The following is a 14976-nucleotide window of genomic DNA, read 5'->3' on the forward strand; positions in this document are numbered from 1 at the left end:
ACACAGCCTCATGGCGTCGCAGTCAGAACAGGGGTTGCCCCTGCAAGTCTTTGTAAATCAGTAGTAATGGATAATGTTGCTGCTTCGGCAAGTGCGCTGATGGAACGCGTACTGGTTTCGTTTGGCAGGTAGCTTGTGTACTGGCGAGTCAGCACTTCAGAACCGTCTGCATCCAGCACACGCATTGTCCAAACACCTTTACGTGTGCCGTTGCTGGCACCAATGTTGAAGCCCATTTGCAAGGTGAGGCTTTTCGGTGACGGCTCAAGAGACAGGTGGTTTGCTTCAATCACCCGACCAACGGATTGCGAAACGGTGGAGCGTGAAACGCCAGATGGCAGGCGCGTGATCTGCACAGATATCGGGTGTTTTTCCACCACAATACCAGCAGTACGAGCAAATACGCTGCTCTCTTGTTGGCGCAAACTGGTGGCAATTTGTCGCGATAAGCTGGCAACGTCGGTTTGATTAACCTGATCTGGTAGCAAATCGATACCCACAGAGTTCAGCACTCGGCCATAGGCGGCCTGCGCTTCGGCATACGATGAAGCTTCCTGGAAGCGCGAAACAATCGAGCGTGCCTGAGTACGCAATGTTTCCAGATCACTGGTCAGTGAGTTATCAGAACCTGCGCGGGAAATGCTCGCCAGGCGCTGGTCGACTTGCGCCGATTGTTCGGCAATCTGGAAGTCATAGGAGGCGAGCTTGTAGCGTTCAGTGGCGACACGAACTTGCGTCAGAACCGCCATGCTCAGCGCCATACGGCGTGCATCATCGGTTTGTGCGCGGGCATCGTTGGCGGTACTGATTGCCGGAATACTCAGCAGCTTAAACAGGTTCATCGAGACACCGACGCCGCCTTCAATCCAGTTGTTGTTGTAGAGATATTCATTGGAGTCGTAATTCAACCCGGCGAACAGATTCAGACTCGGGAATAACGAGGCGATTTGGCGCTTGGTTTCATAGCTGTCGATGCGCGTTTTGTAATCTTCCTCACGCAGTTCCGGGCGACGCTCAAGTGCCATTTGCTCAAGATTATCAATGTTGGTCGGAGGTGGTGCCAGCGGCGTTGGTGTGTCTTGCAACACCAGCGGTGTGCCCGGCGGCAGGTTGATAAGCGCCGTCAGCTCGCTTTTTGCCAATTCCATTTGCTGGCGTTTTTGGTTCAGCAAGGTCATGGCATCAAGCAGGGCGCGCTGGTATTCCAGCCCTTCAATTGGCGGCAAGATCCCGGCCTGTTCTGCTTCACGGGTTTTATCCAGCGCCTGGGCAATTTGCTCGGCCAGTGGTTGGGTTTCGTCGAGCAAACGCTGCGCGCCTAATGCACGCCAGTAGGCATCACGCACTTCCTGGACAATATTTTGCAGCACTTTACGGCGGCGTTCTTCCGCAATATTAACTTCATCGGCTTGTTGTTTGGCGCGGTAATAGCTCATACCGAAGTCGAGAAGATCCCAGGAGAAAGTCGCGCTGGAAAGATAATGTTCGCGTTCCTCCGACGTGGAAGGGCGCAAGCTGACGAGCCCGTCATCAATACCGATACTGGTGCCGCCCGAATCATTATCACGCCAGCGATAACCTGCATCTGCCATCAGCTTTGGCAACATGTCTTGTTGCGAGACATCCAACAAACTGCGCGACAACGCGGTTTCCATCATTTTCAGACGGTAGTCGAGGTTATATTTTAACGCGCGCGCCATGGCATCGGATAACGTCATCGGGCCGCTTAGGGATTCTTGCCCACGGTACATTTCTGCCCGGTCACGATTCACTCGTGTGGTGATCTCATCCTGAGTTAACGGTTCCGGTTTAATGGTGCCACAGCCAGCCAAAATCAGTACCGCAATCAACCCAGCAACAGGTTTGACTAACGGTACGCCACGTTTTTTCACTTCAGCCACCACGTATGCGTTCATTGTTGTTATTTCCATCTTAAACAGTTGCTTTAGCCTTTACCGGCGAGTGATTGTCGGGACTGTAATGTGCTTTCCAGACGCCAAAGTTTGTTTTTCCAGGGCAGCAAGCTGCATGGATAAAGGTTGTGCTCCCGATGCGATAACAGTCGGTTGTTCAACCTGCGTCGCTTCCTGCGTGACCGACGTTTGAGCAAATGAGCTGCGCTCATCGGCTTGTCCAATACCAAACGGGCCAAATGAGTTCCCAAGCGAATTTTGCCCAAGGGCGTTACTTTCTAAGCCAGGTAAAGTGCGCTGCTCACGGCTGTCGCTGTACCAGCGGGAGAACAGCACAGCTTGTTGCATGACCGGCGCATTTGCTTGTTCAATACCGTAGCCATAGGCTGCAAATTGGCTGTTTAGTCGGGTTTGCAGACCCACTGCGTCACTTTGTAAATCATAGACGAGCGGCAGAATAAACAAGCCCGGCTCGTAACTTTGGCTGTAGGCGGGTAGTGTTTCTTCTTCCTCACGGCCAAATATCTGGTCGCCATTACGGTCATCGACGTTTGGCATCGCCGTGACGCCATGAATCAAAATCGTGAGACGTGCTTCGCTTACGCCACCGTCGCTGTCGGTGATGGTGTAAACAAATACCTCAGTGAGTGTTGCGTTCGCTTCAAGTGCCGCCACACGAGGGTCGCTGCTGTTGACTTCATAGCGCCAGTTGCCTTGGCTATCGAGAGTTAGCGTGCCGTATTGGCCACCGCTTGAGCCGCTAATGGTGCCTGCATTACCGGTGTTTTCTGACACGACGCCCGTGACAGGACCATTGCTCGCCGCACCATCTGCACCAATGCGATCATCGTTAAACAGGTTACCGCTGGCCGATTTCTGGTTCTGGTCCTGCAAGATTTCCGCGCTGTCATCGGTGGCAGTCGGGTTGTCGTTGAAGACGGTAATGCGTAGCTGCCCTATGGTGGTGCCGTTCACCTGGACTGCGTAGTCGTTGTGCGTACTGGCCAGCCCCGGTTGCGACACCGCTTCACGCAAGGTGAAGTTGTAATCGAGGCGCGCAACACCGTCTGCGCTACTGTAGTAAGCCAGCAGCTTGATGGTGCCCGTCACGGTTTCGATAGTAATTGGTGACAAAGGGTTCAGGCGCAGAAGCTGTTCTGCGGTGATGACGCGCCCCTGGAAGGTCAACGTTTGCAGCCTGTCGAGCGACAGAATATCTAGCGTGCCGTTAACTTCCTGAGCACCAGGATCAAGCGGCGTCAGGCCATCTTCGCGCACCGAAATTTCCACCGATGGTGCAACCAGAATACGCAGTTTGCCGTTGGTTTCGCCGCCTTCGTTGCCGTCACTCACCGTATAGGTCACCGGAGGCACAAAGCCACGCCAGCTGGCAAGTGGGGTAAAGCGATAGCTACCGTCTCTGAGAACTGTCAGGCTACCAACACCCGCTAACACGGCTGTTTCGCCCGCGTTGTAACTGTTGCCGCCAACCTGGAAACCAGAAAGATGGATTGGGTCGCCGTTCGGGTCGCGATCGTTGGTTAACACGTTGCCAGAGATAGGCTCGCCTTGTGGCGTGATAACCCCTTCCGGGTTAACCACTGGCACGTCGTTGGTGACAAAAACAGTCACGGTGGAGGTTTCTGTGACGCCGCCGCTGGTCACGGTGTAAGTGTAAGTATCCGTGCCGACAAAGCCGCTACGAGGGGTGTAGATAATCTGGCCGTTTTGCAGCGTAGCAGTGCCATTTGTCCCGTTGGTAACAGCGGTGATAGTGGCATCGGGATTGCTGAAGGTGTCGTTAGCCAGCACGTCGGTCGTTACCGAATTGCCTGCGTGAGTCGTGGCGCTATCGGCATTAACATCGACTACTGGTGACACAATAATATTCAGCGTGCTGGTGGCATTCCCGCCGATCAGCGCATCGTTAACCGTGTAGGTAATGGTCGGCACTCTGCCGTTCCAGTCTGCGACCGGAGTCAGCGTGTAACTGCCATCGGCACGTAACGTGAACTCACCCACGCCTGCGATGATCACCGGATACCCTGCCGGAGCGGTCTGCCCATCGACATTGAACTGCGTGATGGTCAGTGGATCACCATCAGGATCGGAATCGTTCAACAGCACATTACCGGTGATGACATTATCTTCCGGCGTGATGTTGATATCAGGCCGTGTCATCGGCAGGGTGTTTTCCACGGTGACACTGACCGTGGCCGTTTCCTGAATCCCGCCGCTCAGCACCGTATAGGTGTAGCTGTCTGTTCCGACATAACCCACGTTTGGCTTGTAGGTAATTTTGCCGTTTTCGATAGTGACCGTACCGTGGCTGCCTTGAGTCACGGTCTGGATAATTTTATCGCCGTTGGTGAAGGTGTCGTTGGCGAATACATCAGTGGTGACTGAACTGTTGCCGTGGACCGAAACCGTATCGTTAAAGGCATCCTGTACTGGGGAGATGGTGATGCTCAGTGCAGCACTGGAAACGCCACCCGTATTGCCATCGCTGATTTGGTAAATCACCACTGGCAAGGTGCCGTTCCAGTCTGCAACCGGCACGAAATTCCAGCGGCCATCGGCTTGCATGGTCAATACACCCATCCCGGTGAGAGTGAGCGCAGTGCCTGGTGTGTACAGTGTGCCGTTGACGGTAAATCCGGTGACGGTGAGGGCATTTTTATCTGCATTATCCGCATCGGTGTCGTTGCCCAGCACATTGCCGGAGGCGGTGCTGTCTTCAGGTGTGGTGCTGGTGTCCGGGTTCGCCACAGGTGGCGTGTTGGTCATATCCACGGTTACGGTAGCTGTTTCGTTTATGCCACCGCTTGTCACCGTATAGGTAAAGCTATCGCGGCCTACATAACCAGTTGTAGGGGTGTAAACCACCTTGCCATTAACGATGGTGGTGGTGCCAAATGCGCCGTTGCTGGTGGCAGTAATTTGTCTGTCGCCATTTTCGAAATTATCGTTTGCCAGAACGTCGATGGTCACTGGCACCCCGGCATGGGTGGAGCTTGAATCGTCAACAATGTCCGCAACTTCGGTCACCACAAGGGTCAGCGTGCTGCTGGCGGTGCCGCCGATATGACCGTCGCTAATGTTGTAGGTGACCACGGGTACTGCCCCGTTCCAGTCAGCGACCGGTACAAATTTATAGCTGCCGTCAGCATTGAGCGTTAGAGCGCCGATACCCGTAATGGTGACAGTTTCCCCGGCCAGATGCGGCACCGTTTCACCCGGCAAGGTAAAGCTTGTGACGCTAAGAGTGTCAGTGGCGTTACTGTCGGTATCGTTATTTAACACGTTCCCGACAAGCGTCGTGTCTTCCACATTGGTCTGTGTGTCGGGTGCCGCCACTGGCACGGTGTTTGTTACCGTTACGTTTACGGTGGCGATTTCCGTTCTGCCGCCGCTGGTGACGGTGTATTGGTAGGAATCAGTACCGACGTAATCTGGCTGCGGCGTGTAGGTAACAATTCCGTTGCTGCCGATACTAACGGTACCGTGAGTGCCTTGGGTGACGCCGGTAATCGTTCTGTCGCTATTTTCGAAGCTGTCGTTAGTCAGCAGGTTGTCCGATGACGACGTTCCCGCCTGAAGCGTGATGGTGTCATTAGCGATATCCACGACAGGATTCACGACAATAATCACCTTGCCGGAAACCTGGGTGTCGCCGTTGTCATCAGTCACCACGTAGGTTATCTGCGGGACGTTGCCATTCCAGTCAGCGACAGGCGTGAAGGTGTAACTGCGGTCATAAGAGAGCGTAAAGGTGCCGACGCCCGGAATCACGGCGGTGCCAGTTCCGAAGCGGTTAATCGCGAACACACCATTAACGCCATCAACCTGGAAGGAGGTCACGCGCACTACATCTGAGTCCGGGTCTGTGACCGTCAGTCTGCCGCTAAGCTGCGCACCATCTTCATCCATCGACAGGTTCATATCGGTGGTGACTGGTGCGGTGTTGGTGACGATGACCGTTACGGTGCTGGTTTCGGTAATGCCGCCGCTGGTAACGGTATACGTAAATGTATCTCTGCCCACAAATCCTGGCGGTGGGGAGTAGCGAATCGTGTTATCAGATAGCACAAACACTTGCCCAAGCGTGGTGTTGTCGCGAATAGCGGTGACGATTTGCGTATCGTTGCTGAAGGTGTCGTTACCCAGCACGTTAATGGCGACAAAGTTATCCGCATGAGTCGTCGCGGTATCTGGGGCAATATCCACCACTGACCGCACTTGAATCACCAGAGTACTGGTCGCCTGGCCTCCGTTATTGCCATCGCTGATGGTGAAGGAAATCAGTGGCACTATGCCATTCCAGTCCGCCACCGGTTCAAAGCTGTAAGTTCCGTTACTGTTGATGGTCAGCGTCCCTTTGCCATCGAGAACCACCGGAGTGCCCGTCGCATACGTCGTGCCGTCAATAGTGAAATCGGTAACCGTAATAGTGTCACCTACGTCGGCATCTCTTGCCGTGGTGAGCAGATTGCCATCCAGTCGAGTGTCTTCAAGTGTGCTGTCGGCCGTGCTGCGTAACACCGGCACGGCATTGTTCATGGTGACGGTAATCGCGGCGGTTTCTTCAATGCCGCCACTGGTCACGGTGTAATTAAATACATCGTTACCGACATAACCGGCGTTCGGTGTGTAGAGCACCGTTTTGCCGTCGGTGCTGATGGTTACCGTGCCGTGCGCAGGTGCAGTGACGCCAGTAATCTTTTTGTCAGGGTTGCTAAAGAGGTCATTGATAAACGGATCGATGGTTATCGGCTTGCCCGCATGGGTGGAGACAGAATCGTTGGCGATATCATCGATTGGGCGCACGGTGATATCCAGCGAGCTTTGTGTTGGCGGGGTGGCAGTGCCATCGGAAACGTTAAACGTGATGGTCGGGACGATACCGTTCCAGTCTTTAACAGGCGTAAAGGTATAGCTGCCGTTGGCATTGAGAACGAAAGTCCCACTCCCGGCAATCGTCACCGTGTCACCCGCCGAATGGTTCTCAGCCGAACCTTCAATCTGGAAATCGACCACATGTATCGGGTCACCGTCTGGGTCACTCAGCAAACGTAAAACATCGCCGCTCACCGGCTTGTCTTCGTCCGTCACAGCAAACTGGTTGCTGGCAGTTGGCGGCGTGTTTGTCATAAAGATAAACACGTTTGCGGTTTCCTCGATTCCGCCGCTGGTCACGGTATAGGTGTATTTGTCTGTACCGATAAAACCAAGGTTCGGGGTGTAAATCAGGGTGTTGTTCGGCCCCAGAGTGACCACGCCGTTTTCTGGCTGGGTAAAGCTGGTGACGGTTCTGTCCGGGTTAACGAACGTGTCGTTTGCCATCACATCAGTGGTGATAACCGTACCGGTATGCTCGATTTCGATATTATCGCGAGCATCAACAACCGAGGCCACATGCACACCCAACTGCCCGGTGGTATCACCATTTTGATTACCATCGGTAACGACATAACTTACGGCGATATCACCATGCCAGTCGCCGCCAGGCTTGTAAGTATAAGACCCATCGGCATTCATGGTCAGCGTGCCGTGGTTATTGGCAAGTGTTGCGGTATCGCCCGCATTGTACGTTCTTCCATCAATAGTGAAGGTTTTCACCGTGAGCGCGTCGCCATCGGGGTCGCTGTCGTTGGTTAAAACATTGCCCAAGGCTGTGGTGTCTTCATCAATGCTCTTAATTTCGTCGCCCACAACTGGCGCAAGGTTGGTGACGTTAATAGTCACCTTCGCGGTTTCCTCCACTCCACCACTTACGACGGTGTAGATGTAACTGTCGCTACCCACAAAACCAGGGTTCGGCGTGTAGGTCAGTACGCCATTAACATACGACAGGGTGCCGTTGGTCGGCGCAGTCACCGTCGTGACGGCTTTATCTCCGTTGGAGAATGTGTCGTTAGCCAGCAGGTCTGTGCCCTGAATCACCAGCGGTACATTGGAGTGAGTGGAGAAGCTGTCTTCACGTGCATCAGCTACCGCCGTGATAGTGACCGAAAGCATGGCGGTATTTGACCAGTGCGAAGTCGGGTCGCTGTCTTTGGCAAAGTCGAAGAAATTCACCCGCCCGTTAGTGATACCTGCAAGCCCTGTGTCCGTGGTATCTGAGGCGCGTAACTGCAAGCCACCGTTCACAGGCCCGTTGTAATCAGGCAGCGGAACAAATCGCATCTGCGTGTCGCTTGCCAGTACAAAGGCATTGCTTGCAGTGACATCCGTCGGGATTGCAGCCCACGTTGTGCCATTGAAGTATTCCCAGTGGCCTTTGCTTGCATCGGTGGTGTCGCCGTAAATCGCGATATAACCCAGAGGGGCGCTGGCGTTGCCGCCACCTGCGATAGCGGTCTGGTTATCGGTGGCATCACTGTAAACCGACTGGAAGATGTTCCCGATGGTTTGCGTACCGTTGGTATCTTCAGCGATGGTAATCGTTTTATCGCCTAGCGTTGGCCGGTCGTTAATGTTAGTGACCACCGTGCTGAGCGTGACGAGGGCTTCACTGTAAATTGACGTGCCGCCGTGCCCACCAGCGCCGCTGATATTTGTCACCGCACCATTGGCCGGAACCGCAGGCGTAGTTGAAACATCGCCGTTATTGTTGGTTTCGACCAGGCGCACGCCAAGCGTTGAAGGATTACCAAAATAGTCCGGAGCCGGGACAAAACGCAGCGATGAGTTGGCCGTGAGTACCAGCGCATTGTTGTCGCTGCGATCGCCCACCGCCAGCCAGTTGGTGCCATCGAGTGAATATTGCCATTCACCCTGCGCGGCATTCGTCGTGTGGTCGGTAATCGCGACGCCATAAAATGCATCGGCACTGCTGCCACCCGTTCCGCCATTTGCGCTGTTATTGATGGTGTCGAGATCGTCATTGAAGAAGTTGGTAAACAGCTCACCCACGGTTTTGCCCGTCACTGAACCGCTTAGCGTATCTTCTTCAAGAGTCGGGATGGTGACCGTTGGCGTGCCGACCACTACCGGCGCATCGTTCACCGCATTGACCGTGAAGGTAAATGCGCGCGTGGTGATAAGTGCCGATGAAGAGCCGCCCACTCCATCCTCGTAAGAAACTTGCCCTGGGTCTTGTTGCGGGTTGTTAGCGCTGCCGGGGAGCGTGTCAGGGCGAGAGCCAGAATTTCCGCCATCATTGACTGTTACAGTCACGCCGAAACTGCCGTTCCAGTCAGAACGGTTCGCACTGCCTGGCGCATCAGGCAGCGTAACTCGCAGTCCTGCCAGATAAGTATTCACCTGCGCGTAGGAGCCGGTAAAAGTGAGTGTGTCGGTACCTGTGCCGGTAAATGAGCCACCGCTGCCGGTTGGCGCAACAAAGACAAAGCCATTTGGCAATTTGACGGTGACCGTCATGGTCTGACTACCGGCATCCGTATCACTGATAGTGATGGGTGGCAGCGTTACGGTGGCGCTGTTTTCATTAGTGCTGAGTGCTGGGTTACCGCCCAAGACAATCTGCGCCGGGTCGTTAATACTGCTCTGGAACACGGTGCGGTAAGTTGATGCGACGTTTTGCTCAAGCCCGGCAGGGATCGCCGCGTAAGGGCTGATCACCGTGTTGAGTGGTGGTGTGGTGCCCACGCCATTGGCGGCAACGTTATCACCACCGTTGGCACCACCAGTCAGGTTGCCGCTGGTATCGCGTAAGCGGTCGTCAACAATCACTTCGACGCGGAAATACTGGTCGGCATCATCAAGGATTAAGCCACGCATGCTGACTTGCAATTGCGCGAGGTAGGCATTGATTTGAGCGACTGTACCGGTGATCACCAACGGAGCATTTTGTCCATTTGATGGCGGATTAACACCATCCGGGCTGCCGGTTTGGACAATCACACCGGAAGTGGTGTTTAACGAAGAAATATTGATCGTCGAGTTTTGCTGATCGCGATATTGCGACACTGATAGCGGGTTACCGTTTTCATCTGTGATGCGCACCGTAACCTGCACAATGTCTTGTTCACCAGTTGCGACACCGCCTGCATCTGAAATGTCAGGATCGCCAATCACAAAACCGCCAACGTTGTTGCCTCCCGGCGCATTGTTGTCGAGCAACAACATATCGGAAGGTGCAGTTACAGTCGGTGGATCGTTTACCGGGATAATGGTTAACGCAACTTGTACATCAGCAGGTGGGAAGCCGGAAGTATCACCGACGGTAGCCGCCGACGTATCCAGATGTACTTTGAGCGTAACATCGCCTGCTGCTGTACCATTTTGGTCATGGTTAGCATTGACGGCACTTTGGTAGGTCAGCCCGTTTGCCGGGTCATTAATCAATTTCTGAATCGCGTCGGCGGTGCCGGTAAGAACCAGCGTTCCCGAGTTATCGCCCTGAATCGAGACGCCGTTTATCACGGTGCTGCTGTCATTGGTTAAGCCACCAATCCCCAGTTGCCCTTGCGCGACGGTTAACGTCACGGTGACTGGCTTACCAAAGGCTGTTGATTCCACGTCGGTAATAACAAAATCACCGCCGATAAACGTCGGCTGATCTTCAAAGGTCGATTTATTGGGATTATTAACGACCAGATGCCCAGGGTCGTTAATTGACGAGGCGTTAATCACGACCTGGTTGGCCGTGATATTGCCGTTCGCCACCGGGACAGCATTCTGATACCAGTCATAATTTTGGGTATCGACCAGGCCAGGCGATGTACCAAACGCCGGGTTAGCTGGTTGGTTAACCGGGCCGCCGTTCGCTTCACCGGTTAACTGGCCATCTGCAGTCCGTAGGCGGTCGTCAGTAATAACTTGAACCTGGTAAACTTCGTTACGATCGCTGAGAAAACGCACGCCTAAACCGGTTAGTGCGCTGTTAATCTGCGCCACGGTGCCGGTCAGCACCAGATAACCGCCTGAACCGCCCACAATCGTTGCGCCGCTTGCGTCATTGGCAAAAATGACGATGTTGTTATATTCAGCCTGGCTAAAGGCACTGCCATCACTGTGCAGCAGGCGTACGGTGGTCTGGAGGATGTTTACCGAACTGTTCGTGCCCGTAATATCCGAGTCGGCGACCTTAAACCCTGTCACCGACTGAGAAATCCCGATATCAATCGGGCCGGAAGGCGCTGTGACGGTGGGTTTGTCGTTGGTTGGCGTGACGTTAATGGCAAAGTGGTTGTTGGCTTGTTCCTTGTCACCATCAGACAGCGTGAAATTAAAGCCGTCGGTGTTCAGGCCGTTGCCGGTGACTTCATCACCGTTATTCAGGTAATAGATACGACCGTTATTAATGTCAGCCTGCGTGAAGGTCGAACCGTCACCAAGGACGCTAAAGTTAACACCATCGGTTGAGTACGCGAGGCGGCCATGCGTCGGCGTGGTGGTAACGGTAAATTGCACCTGCTCGGGAGTGCTGTCCGGGTCGTAAGCCTGAAGCTGTGAGCTATTAATTTGCTCATAGCCGCCTTCGACCACGGTCGCCGGGTTGTTAGCCGGAGGCCGGGCTTCAACACCACCCACAAGGTTTGGCGAATCTGGCGGAACGACAATATCCGGGCTGTCCGGCGTCTGCGGGATTTTCGGGCCATCATTCACGTTGGTGATGGTAATGCCCACGGTGGCATTGTTGGCCGACTGCAAACCCCAGCGGTCTACCGCATAGGTCGTAAAGCTGGTGCTACGGACTTCAGAACCGTTGCTGACAAAACGCAGACCGCTGGTGCTATCTTCCTTTAAAATGCTGGCATCAAGCTGCAATGTACCGATATCTGCATTGGTGATGGTGACCCAAGCACTGCCATTATAATATTGCAGTACACCGCCAGCAGGCAGCGTCAGGAAGCCAAATTTCAGCGCGTCCTTTCCGATGGCATCGTTGTTGTAAGCGTAGTTATTGCTTCCATCGGGCCGTAAAGCCGATCCTTCCCACGACGAGCCACTGTTAGCATCATCCTGGTCGCTCAACTGCAACTGCGAGTTGGTGATAACGACCGTTTCACCTTCAGCTAAAACCGTATTTGAAGAACCGGCAATTACAGGCGCATCGTTAATCGGGGTGACGAAAACGACCATTGTCGGGTTCCAGGTCACCGCAACCGGGTTGCCACGTTCATCCAGCATCACCTGGCCTGCAGAAACCGAGAATCTGCCGTCAAACATGAAGTTTTCACCGCCGTCGTGACGAACGCTGATTAACCCCTGGTTCAAATCAGCCTGCGTAAACGTACCGAACGCGTTGATAACCTGATAACCGCCCTGACCATCACTTTTCAGGATAGTCAGGCCGGTTTGCCCGGAGGCGCTGCCGAGGAAGGTATAAACGATTTGCTCAGGCGTCGCACCCTGCACGACGTAACTCAGGCCAGGCGTGTTGTCGGTGATTTTCCCGGTACCGGAAAGTGTTAATGTCCCGCCCTCGTTGAGTACGCCATGCGGTGCATTGCCTGGGTTTTGCACGTCTGTGCCGATATACCCCGAGTTTGTAGTGGTTGCCGGGACATTTAACACCGGCAGGCCGCCTGGATCAGGGTTGTTCGGGTTATCAGTGGTAGCCAGATCGATGGTGAATTGCATGTGGGTAAGCTGGTCGTTAGCTGTCTCACCATCCCATATCCCGCCCTGGCGTGTGAACGTTGTGCCATCCGCGTTCCAGCGCAATGCAGTGGAGTGGTCGATGACGCGAAAATTAAATACGTCTACTCCACCGACGTTGGAAGCCAGGTACTGGGTGTAAACAACCCGACCTTCGGCGACATCTTCCATCGTAAAGGTATCACCACTTTTCATCAGTAGACCGTTCAGGGTCAGATAACCGTGTGTTAACCCTTGGGTATCAACGATAAAACTCACGCGGTCGGCTGACGAGTCGCTGTCGAGTGCTGCCAACATTTCTGGTTGCAGCACGACGTTATTTGGGCCTGTTGTGACTTGCGCATGCAATGTCGAATCTGGATTGAGGTACGGGTCATCATCAACGGGTTGAATCGTCAGTGTAATCACAGCATCGCTGCTGGCAGGAACGCCTGTACCGCCGCCCTGGTCAGTAACGCGCACGCCAAAATTGTCCTGTGTATTGCCTTCTGCACCGTCGTTTTCATAGGTCAATTTATTACGGTCGGCATAGCTAATTTGCTGATCTTTAACGACTGGCAAACCATTAAAATAGAGTGTGCCGTGGGTTGGTAGCGAAGTAATGGTCAGGGTGAGAGTGAGATTGGTGTCCTGTGTGTCACCACCGCTGTCGGCCACAATGTATTGCCCGACACTCCCGGTATTAGCCGCGTTTGCGGGCTGGCCTTCAAAGACAATACCGCCACCCGATATGGTTGGCAGCTGGTTTTCTGGCGCAATCTGAAGCGTGACCGTGACGGAATCGGAAAGGTTGATTGGCGTGGCACCGTCGTTCACATTGGCAGAAAAACTATCATCGGTGTTTTGCGTCGCACCCGTCGCGGTGTGGACATATTTCAGTGCACCATTTTGCACATCTTGCTGAGTGTATACCGAGCCAACACCCAGACGATTACCGTTTAACGTGAGGTAACCGTATTGCGGCATCGCCGTCAGGCTGTAGACAATTTGTGAGGCACTTTGCGCACCGGCCGCGACGTCAGGGTCGACAGCGGTCAGTATCTGATCGCTAATCACAGTGCCCGAACCGTTCCTTTCCTGCACGATTAAGGTTTTGTTTGGCACAGTTACCGGGTCGTTAGATGGAGTGATGGTGACATGCGTGACCAGACTATCGTTGCCTGAAAAACTTAAGATATAAAACTGCACATCCGTTGAGGCTGACTGGTTGCCAAGCTCAGTATCACTTGCGGTGAATTTAAGTGAGTTTAACCAAGCTTGTGCATCTGCAACTGAGCCGATGAACTCGAGTGTCTTCCCTGATTTAGCACCATTAACCAAATCACCTACGGCACCGTTGGTCAATGTCACGCTGATCGCGACATTTGCATCACTGGCATTAATCGTTATGCCGCTAAAACTGCCGGTTTCGGCACCTGGGTGCAGTGAGCTTGGCTCAGAAACCACCATGTCCGGTGTGCTGGTTGTGAGTTCCGGAGCCTGCAATACGCCATCGTAAGCCAACTCCAGCGAGCGAGTTTCGATAACGCCAGTGTGTGATTCGAGCGTCCAGTCGGCGGCTTTTGCCGCACTGCCCGTTTCGTCATTTGAAGCCGCAATATCCGCATGGGTATAGTCCGCCATCCGGGTAATCAGGATGGTGTCTTTTGACGTGACGTTGCAGCCATACAGCAATATATCGCCGTCTGTGGTGAGCTTTTCGCCAAGGGTTTCTAATTGCTGCTGATATTGAGCAATCGTTTTGTCATTAAGTTTGTCGCTACCGAGCGTTATCTCATCGCTGGCGCCATGGCTGATGATATGAATCGCAGTGATATTTTTATCGTTCTTTAGCGCTTCATTAATCTGCTCGAGCCCGGAGTGCTGAGAGTCCAGCACCAGCACGCGGCTGCCTTCTGGCAACTGGCTGACCAGCGATTGCCAATTCTGGACGTGACTATCGACGACATAAACTTCATGTGGCGCAGTCGCATCTGCGGGAGCTGGTGCCGTTATTGATGCTGGCGCAGGCACCGGTGCCGATGGGACAAAAACCGCTTTGGAGGCGTCTGGCGCATTATCGTGGTGCTGGGTATCAAGCGGGTTATCCGCATGATGAGCAGCCTCAGTGACGGCTGCGCCATCGAATAGCTGCCGTGGCTCCAGGGCGAAACGATGATGGCGTGGACGGGTAGGATTGTCGTTTCTTTGTCTGGACATAGCGCATCACTCTGTTAGCGGCTTCGGTAGCATTAACGGTAATGATACATCTGATTTACATAGTATGAATGTATTAGATCGCCTTATTACATAATATTTACGAATGTATCTGAGATTATTCCTGGTGTGTTTTACAGGGTTTGTGTAGAAGGGGGTGCTGAGGTGGTGAAAAGATAATAGCAGCAGAAATTGCTAAATTATTGCAGTAGAAGGTAATAAATAACCGTTCGGTTATTATTTTCTTTTAATTTTCATGGCTAAGATGCTTCTTAATCAATGGCCGGATTCGGTTTTT

The 14976-nt window shown here is 53.5% G+C and carries 2 protein-coding genes; both read right to left on the reverse strand.

All coding sequences use genetic code 11. The features are described 5' to 3' along the window. Window positions 1-8: 8 nt before the first annotated feature. Complete coding sequence (locus M977_RS12540) at window positions 9-1916, reverse strand: TolC family protein (protein ID WP_157092070.1); 1908 nt, start codon at window positions 1914-1916, stop codon at window positions 9-11. Between the two features lie 36 nt (window positions 1917-1952). Next, a complete protein-coding gene (locus M977_RS12545) occupies window positions 1953-14681 on the reverse strand; it encodes an Ig-like domain-containing protein (protein ID WP_064515449.1) in 12729 nt (4242 codons plus the stop codon). Window positions 14682-14976: the final 295 nt, after the last annotated feature.

This window comes from Buttiauxella gaviniae ATCC 51604, from assembly GCF_001654835.1.
In the GTDB taxonomy this organism is placed as follows: domain Bacteria; phylum Pseudomonadota; class Gammaproteobacteria; order Enterobacterales; family Enterobacteriaceae; genus Buttiauxella; species Buttiauxella gaviniae.

Coding starts and splice junctions, on each gene's coding strand:
- M977_RS12540 (WP_157092070.1), bottom strand. CDS start 1,916: ATGAACGCATACGTGGTGGCTGAAGTGAAAAAACGTGGCGTACCGTTA.
- M977_RS12545 (WP_064515449.1), bottom strand. CDS start 14,681: ATGTCCAGACAAAGAAACGACAATCCTACCCGTCCACGCCATCATCGT.